14 protein-coding genes and 3 pseudogenes are annotated in these 15,414 nt (G+C 67.6%); 8 read left to right on the top strand and 9 right to left on the bottom strand.

Annotation, left to right across the window (positions count from 1 at the left end):
* From AB0M27_RS42645 to AB0M27_RS42625, 5 genes and pseudogenes are all read right to left on the bottom strand, one after another.
* Nucleotides 1-257, bottom strand: a pseudogene (locus AB0M27_RS42645) (hypothetical protein); the annotation flags it as partial.
* Between the two features lie 357 nt (nucleotides 258-614).
* Entirely contained in the window at nucleotides 615-1,529 is a 915-nt protein-coding gene (locus AB0M27_RS42640; RefSeq protein WP_365730774.1) for a hypothetical protein, read from the bottom strand.
* Between the two features lie 421 nt (nucleotides 1,530-1,950).
* Nucleotides 1,951-2,118, bottom strand: a pseudogene (locus tag AB0M27_RS42635) (kinase); the annotation flags it as partial.
* A 214-nt stretch (nucleotides 2,119-2,332) separates the two neighbouring features.
* Nucleotides 2,333-2,827 (bottom strand): annotated as a pseudogene (cyaB, locus tag AB0M27_RS42630) (class IV adenylate cyclase); the annotation flags it as partial.
* Between the two features lie 265 nt (nucleotides 2,828-3,092).
* A complete protein-coding gene (locus AB0M27_RS42625; RefSeq protein WP_365730772.1) occupies nucleotides 3,093-3,626 on the bottom strand; it encodes a hypothetical protein in 534 nt (177 codons plus the stop codon).
* A gap of 479 nt (nucleotides 3,627-4,105) precedes the next feature.
* Between AB0M27_RS42625 and AB0M27_RS42620 the strand changes: the two genes are divergently transcribed.
* The gene (locus AB0M27_RS42620; RefSeq protein WP_365730769.1) at nucleotides 4,106-4,546 is read left to right on the top strand and encodes a hypothetical protein; all 441 of its coding nucleotides are present in this window, start codon (nucleotides 4,106-4,108) and stop codon (nucleotides 4,544-4,546) included.
* Between the two features lie 172 nt (nucleotides 4,547-4,718).
* Here the strand turns inward: AB0M27_RS42620 and AB0M27_RS42615 are convergent, their stop codons facing one another.
* A complete protein-coding gene (locus AB0M27_RS42615; RefSeq protein ID WP_365730767.1) occupies nucleotides 4,719-5,528 on the bottom strand; it encodes a transposase family protein in 810 nt (269 codons plus the stop codon).
* A 384-nt stretch (nucleotides 5,529-5,912) separates the two neighbouring features.
* Here AB0M27_RS42615 and AB0M27_RS42610 point away from each other — a divergent pair, with 384 nt between their 5' ends.
* The 5 genes from AB0M27_RS42610 (at nucleotide 5,913) to AB0M27_RS42590 (ending at nucleotide 11,085) form a co-directional block, all read left to right on the top strand.
* Complete coding sequence (locus tag AB0M27_RS42610; protein ID WP_365730765.1) at nucleotides 5,913-7,184, top strand: MFS transporter; 1,272 nt, start codon at nucleotides 5,913-5,915, stop codon at nucleotides 7,182-7,184.
* Nucleotides 7,185-7,214: 30 nt separating this feature from the next.
* Nucleotides 7,215-7,763, top strand: a complete 549-nt coding sequence (locus AB0M27_RS42605) for a hypothetical protein (RefSeq protein WP_365730763.1) — start codon at nucleotides 7,215-7,217, stop codon at nucleotides 7,761-7,763.
* Nucleotides 7,763-7,918, top strand: coding sequence for a hypothetical protein (locus tag AB0M27_RS42600; protein ID WP_365730761.1), 156 nt, complete (start codon nucleotides 7,763-7,765; stop codon nucleotides 7,916-7,918). Before AB0M27_RS42605 ends, AB0M27_RS42600 begins: the two co-directional genes overlap by 1 nt.
* 697 nt (nucleotides 7,919-8,615) lie before the next feature.
* The gene (locus tag AB0M27_RS42595) at nucleotides 8,616-9,119 is read left to right on the top strand and encodes a hypothetical protein (protein WP_365730759.1); all 504 of its coding nucleotides are present in this window, start codon (nucleotides 8,616-8,618) and stop codon (nucleotides 9,117-9,119) included.
* Between the two features lie 205 nt (nucleotides 9,120-9,324).
* Entirely contained in the window at nucleotides 9,325-11,085 is a 1,761-nt protein-coding gene (locus AB0M27_RS42590; protein ID WP_365730757.1) for a S8 family serine peptidase, read from the top strand.
* A gap of 86 nt (nucleotides 11,086-11,171) precedes the next feature.
* On the opposite strand, the gene AB0M27_RS42585 is transcribed toward AB0M27_RS42590, so the two are convergent.
* Nucleotides 11,172-11,300, bottom strand: a complete 129-nt coding sequence (locus AB0M27_RS42585) for a hypothetical protein (RefSeq protein ID WP_365730755.1) — start codon at nucleotides 11,298-11,300, stop codon at nucleotides 11,172-11,174.
* 377 nt (nucleotides 11,301-11,677) lie between these two features.
* On the opposite strand from AB0M27_RS42585, the gene AB0M27_RS42580 reads away from it, so the two are divergent.
* Entirely contained in the window at nucleotides 11,678-11,812 is a 135-nt protein-coding gene (locus AB0M27_RS42580) for a hypothetical protein (protein ID WP_365730753.1), read from the top strand.
* A 104-nt stretch (nucleotides 11,813-11,916) separates the two neighbouring features.
* On the opposite strand, the gene AB0M27_RS42575 is transcribed toward AB0M27_RS42580, so the two are convergent.
* A complete protein-coding gene (locus AB0M27_RS42575) occupies nucleotides 11,917-12,483 on the bottom strand; it encodes a TetR/AcrR family transcriptional regulator (protein ID WP_365730751.1) in 567 nt (188 codons plus the stop codon).
* A gap of 151 nt (nucleotides 12,484-12,634) precedes the next feature.
* On the opposite strand from AB0M27_RS42575, the gene AB0M27_RS42570 reads away from it, so the two are divergent.
* Nucleotides 12,635-14,107: an MFS transporter gene (locus AB0M27_RS42570; RefSeq protein WP_365730749.1), complete on the top strand. Its 1,473-nt coding sequence runs from the start codon at nucleotides 12,635-12,637 to the stop codon at nucleotides 14,105-14,107.
* A gap of 278 nt (nucleotides 14,108-14,385) precedes the next feature.
* On the opposite strand, the gene AB0M27_RS42565 is transcribed toward AB0M27_RS42570, so the two are convergent.
* The gene (locus AB0M27_RS42565; RefSeq protein ID WP_365730747.1) at nucleotides 14,386-15,126 is read right to left on the bottom strand and encodes an alpha/beta hydrolase; all 741 of its coding nucleotides are present in this window, start codon (nucleotides 15,124-15,126) and stop codon (nucleotides 14,386-14,388) included.
* Between the last annotated feature and the right edge of the window lie 288 nt (nucleotides 15,127-15,414).

Below are 15,414 nucleotides of genomic sequence, written 5' to 3'. Positions count from 1 at the left end.
GGCCACCGCCCCGAGCGCACCCGCACCACCCACTTATCCCGCCTCCTCACCCACCCCTCGAAATGAGAGATCAGCAACGGGGTCCTCCAGGGAGGAGAGCCTTCAACGTCAGGGCCGGTGGTGTACTGCGTGCCAAACGTCTGCGGCAGACTGTGGTTCACCTGACAGCGGTCGGTCAGATAGGCCAGCTGCCGGGGCGTGGCGTCTGCTGAGTCGGCAGCCGCGGTGAGGAGTTCAAGGGCGCGTTGCTGGACCATGCCGCGTTCGCGGCCTCTTCGCCCACCAGAGTGTGGCCGGGCCATCCATACCGGTCGAAGACCGAGGCAAGCCACGCAGTGTTGTCAGCATCCACTGCCAGCATGGCCTCCCCATCCGGCGTTGCACGTCCGTCCTGGCGCACTCCTCGTGCATGCTGATCAGTGGCCATCCGCCGCACTAGTTCATTCGCGAGATCACTGAATTCGGTGGCCATACGGACTCTCAAAGGCTCTCGGGCTGGCAGCGAGGAGTGGTGCTAAAGCATCCGTTGTGACGCGGCTTTGTCTTTGATCAGCCTCGGCGAGCGGCGCCGTCGGGCCAGATGATGTCGCCCGGCCACATGACCTGTGCCCTCCTCACGGCAAGAAAATCAGGAGGATTGCGGTGTAGGAACTGGTGGCGAGGGTGGTGGCGTAGGCCTCCCATCGACGCGTGCCCCGCGATGGCACGCATTCGGGATGCCGGGAACGCAGGGCGCTGAGAACCGTGGCAACGACCGTCAAGGCCAGGCCGCCGAGAGTGATCGTGTTCGCCGCGGCCACATGTGCCGTCGGATGCAGCACTTTGGTGACTCGCAGGGCCGTGCCTGCCACGGCCGGGAGGACACCGATTGCCGAGACGCGGATCGCGGCCCTGTCTGCGTCGTGCTGCGAAGCAATCCACTCTGCGGATCTCCACCTCTCATAGCCGGGCGTGTGCGCCGCCGGGTGAGTGGCCCAACTGTCTCCCAAAGCAAGGGCGGTGAAGAACACTCCGAGGGCTCCGGCTATACCTGTGATCACCTGCAGGAGGAGGCGGGCGGGGGACAGCACGAGCGAGGCGAGCATTTCGAACGCTGCGACCACATCGACGAGTGCGATGACGACCGCAACAGCGGCGTACATCACCGCCGGCGTCAAGTTGGGCGTCAGGGCGCTTTCTCCACCGATGGCAGCCAGCGAGATGGCTCCGATAATGCTGCCGATGACGGTGACGACGAAGAGCCCTGTCGCAAACGCAGCGACCTCACTGTGGCGCAGGGGGTCAGGGAGAGTTGTGAACACGACGACGACTGCGGCAACCGCCAGTGCGCCGAGTGTTCCGACAATGGGCGCGTAGCCGGCAGCGCCTTTGCGGGCGTCGTAGTGACCCTCAGGAGACTCCTGAGGTATCTCTGGCGCCGAGTGGAGCGTTGACGCAGTGGTGGCTTGCCGCACCGTAGTTCTGCTCGCCACGAAGGCGATCAACCCGGACACGGTTACGGCGGCGAAGATCCCCTTTTGATATTTCACATGCCCCCCTTGGCGATATCCCCAGAGGTTACTTGGCTGCAGGGAAGCCGTGAAGATAAAAGGACATGCGACGTTCTGAGCTTGCCTGTGAACCTCGAGGCCCCTTCGGAGTTTTCATTCGCGGATACGTCACCGTGACCGTTCGTCCGGAACGACCGAAACTGGTTTGCTCCCTCCGCGCGGGCACCGCCGAACCGGTACGGGTCGACATCCCCAGCCCCGCAAAACCACCTCGTGGATCATGAGGCCCCGCGCGACTCTCCCCGACAGCCAGGACGCGAGGCTGCTTCAAGTCCGGCTCTACTGCTGGCATCGCCCAAACCTGTGACCGATCCCGAGCCTTCGCCGACCTCGTCCCTCACCAACGCGGATACCTGCTGCTGGAGTGGATCCGGCAGGTCGAGCAAGACGCACCGAAGCCAGCTCCAGGACGATCGCGTTCACGGAGCACCATGCTGCGGAGGTTGTCCTGGCCGACCAGGGCCAGGCCGCGGCCGAACCTCTCACGGAGGCCTGCCGCTACACACGATTTGTCTGAGGCGCTGTTGCCGCGCAGCACGACCAGCCTGGTTTCTTCGGTGCCCACCATCACGCTTCTCACGCTACCGACGGCCAGTGACACCACAGCTGCGCGGCCAGCCGACCGTTGCTGCGCGGCCAGCCGACCGTTGGGCAACGTGACGACGCCGACCTCTACGATGCCCTCCTGCTGCGGCGTCTGGACACCATCTGGTCGGCGCGACCGGAGTTCGATGCTGTCGAGTTCAGAGGCACGGGCGCAGGGGCGTGCGGGTGCTCGCAGCTCAGGGAGCGGCGACATTGGCAAGGGTGAGATCCCGGTAGGGCAGATCGACGATGGGCAGGTCGACCACGTCGAGTTCCTTCTCGACGCGTTCGACGCGCAGGGCAGCCTGCGTCGCGTTGGCGCTGACGACTTCCGTCTCCACGAAGGTGCCGACGCCGGCCACCGTGTCGATGCTGACGGTGACGTCCGGGTGCAGCGCGTGGCGGTAGGTCTCGCGGTGCTTTTCCACGTGGACCAGCAGTCGCATGCCGATGTTCTCCAGAAGTTGGTTGGCGAGTGCGGCCTGGCTCGCCGAGTCGAGGGGGACGTTCGTCTCCGGCTTGGAAATCACGCTGTCCGCGCTGTGGGTGGCCGCGGTGGACGGCGGCTTGTAGGTGATCTCTGCGAAGTCGCCGCGCCGCCTGACGCGCAGGCACTCGACGGTCTTCAAGTAGTCGAAGTCGGGGCGGCTGTAGTAGGTGTCCACCTCGGTGACGGGCTCGTCGGGGCTCCAGCCGAGTTCGACAAGCCGCCCGGCGAGGACCGCGCCGTCGTGCGGGGCTGCCTCTTGCGTTCTACCTCGATCTGCTGGTCCACCTGGTCATCCTCCAGAGTTGACGGCAGGTACACGCGCGCCAGGTTTGCCTTGCTGCACCACTGCTGGAGACAGGTGCGCGGCGCGCCGGGGCCTCCGGCGCAGAACTGGCGGTGATCACGACTCAAGGGACCCTGTCCGGTCGGGCAGGGCCCCTTGAGGTGACGTCCGGAGCAGTTTCGCGTTACTGGCGGACCTTCCTCAGAGCGAGCTCGACGAGGCGCAGTGCTGCCTGGACCGCCTGGTCGTCGCGGAGCGGGCAGTTGACGACGTACTGGTGGCCGGGGCGGACCTGCCGGAAGCTGATGCGTGGCTCGTCGAGGTCCTTTACGTCCTCACGGGTCAGGCGCAGGGTAAGTCCGCCGTTGGTGGCCCTGACGTAGGCGACGGCGCCGAAGCGGCGCACGCCTGCGTCGCGGACCATGACGTAGTCGGTGCGGCCGTCGCGGGTTCGCTCGGACTCCCCCGAACCGATCTCGACGTTGCCGAGCGCCACAGCCCCCTGGAGGAAGTCAAGCACGCGCTTGGCGATTTCCGCGCTGCGGGCGCGACCGCGGACCAGGTCCTTGATCTGGATCCAGTCCAGTTCCCCGCCAAGTCCGTTGCCAGGGGCATCCAGTTCTGCCTCAGCGGGCGCGCCGGCGTCCACATCGTCCTCCGGCGTAGTCAGCCGCAAGAACTCGGCGATCTCCTGCGGCGTGCCATCGATCAGGCGCATATGACCCTCCCTTCGATACCAACGCGCCCTCTCAGCACGTCAGCACGCACAAGCATACTCACACTTACTCACGCGCGTACATGCTTGAGTAAAAGTGTCTTCGCCTGAGTAGAAGAGCTGCGTAAGCCGCCAACACACGGCACTACCACAGGAGGTAGGGCCGGAGGCATTCCGTTCAGCCGTCCCAGCAGCTGACTTCGCCGCGATGGTCCCGGACGGTAGAGGTGCTGTACGGGCTTCGCTGTCGCCCTGACATACAGGGACTGCGTGACCGGTGCCGTCTGACGTTCCATCTTCCCGCCAACCCGCCATGCGGGCCGCGGTCATCTCCGAGCTGTACCTCCAATCCGCCTACGACCACCTCACGTAGAAACTGCGCACCCGGCCAGAACTGGGCAGACAGCCTCGACAGACTCGCGACCGAAGGAGGGCTCAAGTGCTGATCAAGAAGCAACCCGCAAAAGGACGGGCGAGGGCCGGTGATCAGCCCGAACAACATACCCACCTTCACCAGGGACCTGATCGAGCTGCAACGGGAGGCATTCTCGCTGCGGCGGGCGGCGAAGGCGATCCGGGAGCGTCGTGCACACCCGCTTCCAGCACCTGGACGCCTCCTACAAGGCACCGACGCCGAGCAGTTGTTCGTGACGACGCAGGCGGTGCAGGACACCTCCGGCAGCGTCGCCGACAAGCCGGAGACAGTAGCCGGGGCACTGGAGGAGTACGCGGTCGAGGTCACCGACATCATCAAGCAGCTGGACACGCTGCGCGCTCACGCCGCGGCGTTCGTGGAGTCGGTCAAGGGAGACGACAACCCCTTCTTCACCACCTGGCGCAAGGACCAGGCCAAAGTCGACGAGCACCAGGCGCTGTGGGACGGACAGCTCACTACCGGCTCGGCAAGCGACGCTGGTCGTTGAACAGGCGCCAGGCGGTGCCGGCCGGTGATCCGCAACCAGGTCGGCAGGATCGGCCTCGGTCAGGTCAATGTCGTCCGTCGACGCTGCTGAGCAGCCTGGGTACGGTGCGGGACTGAACCGGCGGGAACAGCCCTGGTAGGAACTTGAGCCAGTGAGGTCTTCTCAGTGAAGATCACTTCCAGTGGCGGTTGAGGGCAACGGCGGCGCGGGCTATGTCGCCGATACGGCTGGGGCTGAGGGTGACGCGCTGGAGCGCGCGCCAGCGTTCTTTGAGTTCGGCAGCGGTACGCTCACCGAGGGCGCGGAGGTCTCTGACCAGGCAGTTCGTGGTGCGGGTGTCGGCGTCGAGGGCTTGTTCCGACTTCCCCTTCGGGCGGCGGACCGGGACGCGGATGCCGATGCCGGCGCCGATGTATCCCTTGTCGGCCAGGGTGGGCGGGCCGTCTGCGGCTGCCTTGTACAACGCGGGCAGGACGTACAGCCGGGCGGCGGTGATGTCCGGGGTGGAGCCCGGCTCGACATCGGAGACCCACAGCGGGGTGCCGTCCGGGGCGGACAGGAACTGGACGTTGCCGCCGAAGCTCTTGTGTTTCTGGCTGAACCACAGGTCGTTGCCGTTGTCCCGGGTGCCGGCCAGGCGGTCGCTCTCGATGAGCATGCCGTCGAGGATCACGTGACTCATCTCCTCCTCGCGGCAGCGGTCCAACACCTCGTGCTGATCGGGTGCTTGGGCCGCGAGGATGTCGATGCCCTCGTGCAGGTAGCGATAGCTGGTGGCCTGGGAGATGCCAGCGTCCCTGGCCAGGCAGTGCATGCAGCCCCGCTCGCGGAACCAGCGCAGCACGAGGACCGCCTGCCGGAACGTGCCCAGTGCCCGCGAGCCCCGCGGGGTGCCCAGACGACGGCGATGCGCGGCAAGCAGTCGGGAGAGGTGCACCACGATGTGGCGCGGGACATCGAGCGTGGCAGCATAGGTGACCAACGTGAAGCCTCTGCTTCAGCGGACGATCTTGCGGTGAGAACCGTCCTACCAGGGGGTTCACGTCTCTCGACGATCGGGGCCCACCTGCCCCACCCGTCCCGAATCGGGCGGTTCACATAGCTCAGCGAAGATCATTTCTCAGTGACGAGGTCTGGGATTGCCCTGACTTCACGCCCACGCTGGCTCCAAGATGTACGCAACCGTTTCCAGAAGATGCACGCTACTGTTTCCAGCATTTGACACCACCGCCGCAGATGGCCACGGCGCTGGCAACGGTTCCCGGATGGCCGGCCCAATATCCTGCGCGAAGTATGGACTGGAGGTTCCGGTCGGCGGCGGAGGCCCAACACTAATGATCACCGGAGTCACCAGGGAGCCCGCAGCATGACCGGCACCACGGAGGCCCTTAGCGGGTCGGCTGCAGTCGACAATGCAGCACCAAGTGTCACGCGCCCGTTCTACGTATACGCCGTGCTCACCAACTCGCTATTCCAGCGAGGCGTATTCGTCATCTTCCTTTATCAGCGCGGCTTCTCCGCCGCGCAAGTGGCCCTACTGCAGACACTGCTCTACCTGGTCAGCGGACTTGCGGAGTTGCCGACGGGAGTCATCGCCGACCGAATCGGCAGGCGTGCCAGCATCGTGATCGGCCAGATGCTGATAGCTGGATGTCTGCTCGGTCAGGTGGCGTTCTCCAACTACTGGGTGTTCCTGGCGCTGTTCATCGGGCAGGGTATGGGCATGGCATGTGTGTCCGGTTCGGACACCGCCCTGCTGTACGACCTGCTCGTGCGTCGTGGTGCAACGGCCAGCTACGTCAAGATCAAGTCCCGGTTCACCATGCTCGGGACGGTCACCTCGGGAGCCGCCATCGTCCTCGGCGGCCAACTGCAGCAGATTTCCTGGGGAGTCGTCTACGTCGGTTCGGCGGCGTGCCTCGTCCTGGCCGCGGTGGTGCTGATGTCAGGGGTGCCCGAGATCCGCGGCGCGGACGCGGTGGACGAGCAGGAGGGAGCCGAGGAGGAGCACGGCGACGTCACAGCATGGCGGGCGATGCTTCGGGTCGCCACGCCGGCGCTCGTGACGCTTGTCGTGGTGTCCGGATTGATGCATGCGACTTTGACGCCGTACATCATTTTTACGCAGAAGACCCTCTCCGATCAGGGAGCGGGCACCGCATTGGTCAGCGTGGTCATATCGGCGGGATTCATCGCTGGCGGGCTCACTCCGCTGCTGTCGGACCGCGCGGACCGGCGCATCGGGTATCGGATCATAGTCCCGGTGTCTCTCCTGACGCTCGCCGCGGCACTCGGCCTGAGCGGCCTCGGCCTTGTCTGGGTCACCATCGCCGCGTTCCTGGCCCTGGCCGGGATTCCCGAGATCACCGCCGTGATCGTGGACAACGTGTTCAACGAGGCCGTGCCGTCGCGCCACCGGGCGAGCCTGCTGTCGATGATCGCATTCGTGGAGTCGGCGCTCATCGGCACCGGCTATCTCGTCCTCGGCGCGCTCATGGACGGGATGGGCTCCAGTGTGGGCATGGCCACCTACGCCGCCGTCCCCCTGCTGGCATGTCTGCTGTGGCTCCCGGTGCTCTTCCGAGGGGCACGGGTGACCACCGAGATCAAGAAGCCCGCCGACCAAAAGGCATCCTGAAACAGACCATCTCGCGCAACGTCCTGCCCGATGGCAGAGGCGCTGCTCGTTGACATGTCGCTCCCAGTCAGCGACGGAGCTGTCATCGCGACGATCAGCAAACGGGATGGGAAGAATCGCGCCACTGAGAAAACCTCAGTACGTGGGGTGTTCACCGATGCGTGCGCCTGCCACCATTTCCTGTCCTGGGTCTGTCGCCTTGGTGGGGGGTGGCGTGACGTCGGTGCAGAACACCAGCGATTGCTGGACCGGATTCTGGAAGACCAGCACCGCAAGCTGGCGCCGGAAAAGGGCAGGGACGATTTCTTCACGTTTTTCGCCGCCGACAAGGCCCTGCAGGACTGGGATCTCGACAACGACGAGATCACGGACGGCATCGTGGACGGAGCCCACGACTGCGGCATCGACGGCATCTGGACCTTCGTAGACGAGCGCTACATCACCGCCGATGCGCATCAGTTCCTGCCCTCACGGGCCGGCAAGATCGAGCTGGTGATCCTGCAGGCAAAGAACACCTGCGCCAGCCCACTCTGCGGGATCTCCTTGGCATCGACCTCGACCACCTCAACGATGACCTGATGGCCCGCATGACCGGCACCCTGGATCAGAACTTCAAAAGTGCCCTGCGCCACAGCAAGGCCGGCGGCGTCGACCGCATCGCCCGAACCCCCGACTTCACTACCAAACTCCGCCAGGCCGTCGTCGCTCAAAGCCGCTACCACATCGAACACTGACTGATCCGGATGTCGCTCTGACGGTCTGCCTCCGGGCGAGGTGCATCCTCGGCTGGAGGCAGCGCTCGCCGAGCTGCCTGCCGCGGGCGTCAGTTCTCCGAAAAGTCCGCGGCGGCAGGTGTCACAGTTCATCGCTGGCGTTTCGGACAACTCGGAGGTTTGATCAGCAAGGTCAGTCATGATGCGTGACGGAATGCGGCAGCTGGACCGATGGCGCCGGGACCGAACTTGTCGCGGATGCGGTCGCTGATCCCTTCGGCGACCAGGCGTGCTTCACGGGCGCGGTCCAGATTGATCTGCTGGGCGATCAGGTCGGCGTCGGCCAGGTCCTCGGCCTTCAGGACCAGGTGCCTCGGTCTCCGGCCTGGGCGGCGGGCCGGTCACCGCGAGCATCGGCGCCGGCAACGGCAGTTCACCATGAGCGCCGGGGGATGGGTCCACGCTCATGGTTCCAGCCTGCGCCCGGTGGCCTGTCCAGGCCCATCGCCTACTGGTTGCCGGTGCCGTCGCCATGCGTGTGCAGGGCGGGCGCCGTGACTGCGGTGACGGCCAGCGCGATGACGTGCTCCACCGCTTGGCGGTATGTCCCGGAATGTGTTCTTGGTCGGGTGGTGGTTTGCTGCTCGGTGGCGGCGTCCAGGGCTGTCTGGTGCGCCGTTCTTCCCTGCTTTCCGGAGAGCTCAAGGAGGAGTTCCGCATGTCCGTGTACACCCCCCAGCAGATCAGCCAGCCGCAGACCCAGCAGCCGTACAGCCAGCAGCAGATGTTCGGCCAGTCCTCGATCGCGCAGCCGCAGTACGGCCAGCAGCAGCCCTGGGGCCAGATCGGCCAGCAGCAGCTCGCGCAGGTGGTCCAGCAGTCGATCCAGCAGGCCTGCCAGCAGGCGAGCCAGCAGATCGCGCAGCGGATGCAGCAGACGCTGCAGCAGATCCAGCAGGTCCAGCAGCAGCTTCAGCAGCAGGGCCTGGCCCACCAGGCGCACCCGTACCTGGCTCTCGCGCTGCACCACACGCTGCAGCAGGGCGTGCGCAGCGCGGTGGAGCAGTCCGTGCAGCAGGCACTGCCGACCGCGATCCTGACGCTGGTGCAGCAGAGTCAGCAAGGCCAGCAGCAGTGGGGCGGCGGCTTCGGCCAGGCGCAGTTCGGCCAGTTCCCGGGCCTGCAGCCGCAGTTCGGGCAGCTGTCGCCTCTGGGCATGTGAGACACCCGGCCGGGCAGCGCGTTCTGCCTCCCGTGTGGGGAAGCGGGCCTGCCCGGCCGGATACCCCGCCGCGCTGGGACGTCGAGGCGAAGGTGCGGCGACCGCTGGCCGGGGAGCTCAGGGCCCCCGCCTCCCGGCCGGCGACGTAAAAGATCCAGGGCGTGTGTACGACGACTCTATGTATCTGAGATGGCGGTTGGCTTGTATGAGTGAGCAGGGCGGCAATGGTATGAAGCCGGGCAACGGCAAGGGCAAGACCCCGCGTGCGCAGGGCGCGGCGGGTGAGGCCGGGCAGCCGGCGGCGGGCGGGCCGGGCAGCACGGGCGGGGAACGCCGCGCGGGGCCGGAGGCCGGTGTGCCGGGTCAGGGTGTGCGGGCGGGGTGGGGCCGGTATCTGGTGGCGCCCCGGCCGGTGGGGCTACTTCCGGGCGGGGTGCCGCCGATCGAGGCCTCGGCGCTGTTCCGGCTGCTGGAGGAAGACCCCGAAGTGGAGCCGGTGGCACAGGTGCGCCCGCCGCGTTCCCGGGGTTTGGGGGCAATCGCGGAGCCGCATCCGGCCTGCCCCCCGGTCGCGGTCGTGAGGATGCCGCAGGAGCGGGCCCGCGCCCTGGCCGGGAACCCACAGGTGGTCGTGGAGATCGACCAGCCGCTCTCCTACACCCCCACCCCGTCGGTGGGTGTCGGCCCGGCGCCGATGATCGACCCCATGCTGGCGATCACGCTGGAAGAGCCCGAGCAGCTCACGCTGCGGGTGGTGGGTGGTGACGGGGAGGCGGTGGCCGGGGCGCACGTGTGGGCGATCGGCACCGGCGGCCCGGTCCACGGCACCACCGACCCGGACGGGCGGCTGACGCTGACCCTGGCCGCGGACACCCCGGACACGCTGCAGGCCCTCTACGTCCGCCCGGTGGCCGGCTACTGGCCGGCCCGCACCACCACCCCCCAACCCACGGGCGGGCAAGAGACGGTGGTGAGGGTGCAGGCGCTGTCGGAGACGTTCGAGGGCTTTCCCGGCAAGGCGGTCACCGGCTGGGGCGTCCAGGCGATGCGGCTCCACCAGATTCCCCCGACCTACCGCGGCCACGGCATCCGGATCGCGCTGCTCGATTCGGGAGTGAACACCGCCCACCCGGACCTGAAGGACACTGTCAAGCACGGGCACGACTTCACCAGCGCCAAAAACGACACCTGGGGCCTCGATGCGACCGGGCACGGCACATGGTGCGCCGGCATCATCGCCGCCGCGGACAACAACGCCGGCATCGCCGGGATCGCGGCGGAGGCCGAGGTGCATGCCCTGAAGCTGTTCCCCGGCGGGCACCTCAGCGACCTGCTCGAAGCGGTCGACTACTGCATCACCCACACCATCGACATCGCCCAGATCAGCCTCGCCTACCCGGTACGCTCGCAGCTGGCCGCCTGGAAACTCGCCGACGCACACGCCGCCGGCATCACCATCGTCGCCCCGGCCGGCGACACCGCCGGCCCCCTCACCCAGCCCGCCACCCTGCCGGGAGTCCTCGCGGTGGGGGCACTCGCGCACACCGGCACCTACCCCGTGAGCAGCCCGCTCACCGGCGTACAGCCGCCGTGGCCCGGCCCCTTCCCGGCGCCATTCACCCCCACCGGCCCGGGCGTGGACCTGGTCGCGCCCGGCGCGGCAGTCATCACCACGAGCCTGGATGACGGCTACACCGCCGTCGACGGCACGGCGATCGCCGCCGCCCACGTCACCGGGCTAGCGGCGCTGCTGCTGGCCCACCACGACCACCTGCGCACCCAAGCGGTACCGCGCACCGCGGCCCGCGCCGACCGCCTCTACCTGCTGATGCGCACCGCCTGCCGGCCCCTGCCCGGTGCCGACCCGCGCCTTGGGGCGGGAATCGCGGACGCCCCCACCGCACTGGGCATCCCCACAAGCTGGCAGCAGACCGACCAGTACACAGCCACCGGACGACGCGGCTGACGGCACGAACCGACCACACACCTCCGACCCCCGCCCGCCCTGCCACCATCGGGCGGTAGGGGGCGCAAAACGACGGCCGGACCCGGTCAGCCGAACAGGTCGCGCACCCCGACCATGCGCACCCGCTGCCACCGGGCCCGGCGCCCCGGCAGCCGCTCACGCACCGCGGCCAGCGTGACGCCCTTCGGCGGCTGCCACTCGGACGTCCACGCCAACGGCTTCGAGGAACACCACGAGATCGAGGTAGGAGGCCGTTAGACATCTACTGATGATCTTTGCGTGATGTCGCGTCATGGCCGACGATCGTCGCAGTTCAAGCAGACGCTGGCGGCGACATCACGCGTGGAATCTCAGTAACGGCCTCCTCTTGGCTAGCTCTCCCAGCCGAGGTAGACCGACTTGGACCAGGTGTAGAAGTCGCGCCTCTTGCTGGGCTGGCTCTGCCTGCCGTCGAGCCCGGTCCAGCTGCGCGGCCGAAGGGGCGACGTTACGAGGCCTGGAGGTTCGACGCGTACTTGTCCGGCGCCGCCCACCGCCTAGCGAACTCGAGGCATAAAACGGCCCAAGACCCGACGACACCCGGGCACCGCCCGTGCCCACGCTGAGCCTTGCCGCCCGCGGACCAATCGACGTCCACACCCCGCGCGTCGAGACCCGCACACTCATCCCCGGAACACCGATCCGCGGCAACGGCTCGCCGACCGACGGGTTCAGCCAGGCCGCGTGAGCCAGCCAAGGGCCGGATGCCGAGCGGGCCGGGTGTGTGTCGGCGAGCACCTCACGGTGCCGTGGCACCGCGCCCGAGGGCTGATCCCGTGGACTGGGTTGAGGTCACAGCAATCGGTCGACCAGCCCGTCGATGTAGTCCGGGGTGAGCGGGACCATGCCGAACAAGACGCGGATATACATCGGGGCCAGGATGTGGTCCAGCACGTCGAACGCGTCGAGTGCGGGCTCGCCACGGTCGCGGGCGCGATCGAGCATGGACTGCAGTTGCCGGGTGCGTTCGGCGCGGAGGTCGGCACCGGCCTGCAGGCCCTGCTGACCGCTGCTCGACAGGGCGACGGCCAGGTGCAGCACCGCCGGACCGTCGGGTCCGGTGATCTCGCGGGCCACTTGGGCCGCGTAAGTGCGCAGGTCGCCGGCGAGGCTCCCGGTGTCGGGCATCGGCGACTGCGCATTGAGGCGGGTGAGCGCCACGTCGGTGAGCAGGGTTTCCAGGCTGCCCCACCGACGGTAGATGCTGCTGTCGGCCACGCCTGCGCGGGCTGCGACCTCGCCGACGGTGAAGTTGCCGTAGCCGCGCTCGCTGATCAGGTCGGTGACGGCCTGGTGCACCTGCGCGCCGACGCGGGCGCTGCGCCCGCCGGGACGCCGGGCTCGCTGTGGCTCGTTCATGCACCCCACCTTAACGCAGTCGCGACTTGCGTTTACGAGGCGACCCTCCCTATAGTCACCTAACGCAGTCACTGACTGCTTTAGGGCGCTCGGGTGTATCGCCACCCGCGTCGACCACGACCGGGCGCAACTAACGATTGAGGGGGATCCCATGGCTGCATCGCATGCGACCGTAGGCAGTCGATCAAACCGGGCCGTGCTGCTCACGGTGACCTGCCTAGGCCAATTCATGGTCCTGCTCGACAACACGATCGTTGGAGCGGCGCTGCCCGATATGCAGCACCGGCTGCACACTCAGCTGACCGGTCTGCAATGGATCGTCGACGCCTACGTACTGCTGGTCGCCATGCTGCTGCTGTCCGGCGGTGTCTTCGCCGACCGGTTCGGCCGCAAGCGGGTGTACCTGACCGGCGTGGCGGTGTTCACCGCCGCGTCGCTGCTGTGCAGCCTCGCGCCCTCGCTCGGCTGGCTGATCGCCGGCCGGGTGCTGCAGGGCATCGGGGCCGCGGCGCTCAGCCCTGCCTCGCTCGCCCTGCTCGCCGCCGCCCATCCCGTGCCGCAAGAACGAATCAAGGCGATCGGGCTGTGGGCCGGATTCAGCGGAATCGGTCTGGCCGCAGGCCCCGTGGCCGGCGGCGTGCTGACAGAAGCCTTCGGGTGGCCCGCCATCTTCCTGGTCAATCTGCCCATCGGCGTGGTCCTGCTGCTGGTCGGCCTGCGCCACCTCGGCGAGTCCCGCAATCCGAGCGCCCCCGCGATCGACATCCCGGGCACGGTGCTGTCCGTTCTGGCGGTGGGGGTACTGACCTACGGGCTGATCGAGGGGGGTGCCCGCGGATGGACCTCACCGGTCATCCTGGGCAGCTTCGCCGCCGCGGTGATCCTCCTCGCCGCCTTCGTCGCCGTCGAAGCGCGTCGTTCCGCTCCGGTGCTGCCGCTGCGGCTGTTCCGGCAGCGCCTGTTCACCGTGTCCAACACCGCCATGGTCGTGGTGGGGTTCGCACTCATGGGTTCGTCGTTCTTCTTCTCCCAGTTCTTCGTGTACGTCCAGGGCAGCTCGATCGTGCGCGCCGGCCTGCAGACCCTGCCGGTATCCCTCGCCATGGTGATCGTCAGCCCGTACGCGGGCCGACTCGCCGCCCGGTACGGCTTCCGCATCGTGGTCACCGTCGGCCTGGCCCTGGCCGGCCTGGGACTGCTGGCGCTCGGTATGGTGCACGCCGACACCGGCTACGGGAACGTGTGGTGGCGGCTGGGAGTCGTCGGCACCGGCTTCGCCCTGACCATGTCCCCACTGACAGGCGCCGCCATCCAAGCAGCCAGCCCGCAGGAAGGCGGCCTCGCATCAGGCATCAGCAGCACCACCCGACAGATCGGCGCGGTGCTCGGCGTGGCGGTACTCGGAGCCATCGTCCGCACCCGGCAATCCGGCGGCGCCTCCTTCGAGACCGGCCTCAACAGCGCCTTCCTCGCTGCCGGCACCGTCACATTGGCCACCGCCGTGTTCACCGGCCTGTGGCTGGCGAGGTCCAAACCCGCGCAAGGCTCCGCGGCGCCGCAACGTTGGACCACGAGTAGGGCAATGACTTCCCCACCCGGCGCCACAACGTTCGACCACGAGTAGGGCAATGACTTCCCCACCTGGCCGCTGGTACTGCCGGATGCTGAGATGAGTGAGTTCGAGTGCTTCTTCGATACGGACGCCCGAGTGACGGAGCGTGGGTGGCGCGGGGCAGGCGCGCCGCCTCCCGGGGAGACATGGCTTCGGGCAGCACGGGCCCCTGCCAGGATTCCGGCAGGGGCCCGTGGTGGACAGAGCCGAGGAAGGCCGGGACGTGTCGCTGGATGAGCAGCATCTTGGCCAACACGGCTACCGTCTGCTGGTGGCCTGACGGCCCGGCGTCACTTCAGGTGTCGGGCGAAGAACTGGGCCGCGGCGTCCCCCGCGAACTGCGGGACGCCGGTGTGCCCGCCCATATTGGCGTGCAGCGTCTTCTCCTTGGAGCCGAAGGCGTCGAACAGGTCCAGGGCCGCCTGCCGGTCGTTCCCTTCGTCGTCCCACTGCAGCAGGACGTGCAGAGGAATGGTGACCTGGCGGGCCTCCTCGAACATGGCGCGAGGGACGAAACTCCCGGCGAACAGAACAGCGGCCGAGATACGCGGCTCGACCACCGCCAGCCGGGTCCCGATGGAGATCACTCCCCCCGAGTACCCGACCGGGCCGCCGATCTCGGGCAGCGACAGGAGGGCGTCCAGGGCGGCCTGCCATTCCGGGACCGCCTTGTCGACCAGGGGGAGGATGAGGGCATCGATGGTCTCATCGCTGACCGGCTCGCCGGCCTCCATAGCCTGGCGCAGGTCGGCGAGGGCCTGCTCGGCGGCGGGCAGGCGGGGCCGGTCGCCGCTTCCGGGGAGCTCGATCGTGGCCGTGGCGAAGCCGTCCGCCGCGGACTGCCGGGCTCGGGCCACCAGTCGGGGGTACGCCTTGCGCAGCCCGAGCGGAGGGGGGCTGAGCAGGATCAGCGGCGCCGGCGCGGATGCGAATGCGGATCCAGGCGTCCACAGGATGCCGGGGATCTCGCCGAGGGTGAATTCGCGCTCGAGCACACCGTCGTCGAGACGCTGTTCAGAAGTGAATTGCATGGTCGTGCCTTTCGGGAGTGCCATTGAACGGCACTCCCGGACGACCTATCGCCCGACCGTGACCCCGGAGGGGAGCACCCATGTCGATACGTTCACGGGTACCACCTCCTCGCTCTCTTGCACGGCCTCCGGAAACGTAGCAGTGGCTGCCGTGATTCCGCCAACGGGTTTTTGCGGAGGCTCAACAACTTCGTTAGCTATCCCGGGTGTTGTGCTCGTATAGTTCTGTGCATGGAGTTGCTGCGGATGTCCAAGGCTGCGAAGCGTCTCGGGATACACCCGATGACG

Origin of the sequence: Streptomyces sp. NPDC052107 (assembly GCF_040680215.1) — a bacterium.
Lineage (GTDB): Bacteria > Actinomycetota > Actinomycetes > Streptomycetales > Streptomycetaceae > Streptomyces.
Note: the sequence above shows the minus strand (reverse complement) of the source record. Positions and strands in the feature narration are given on the sequence as shown.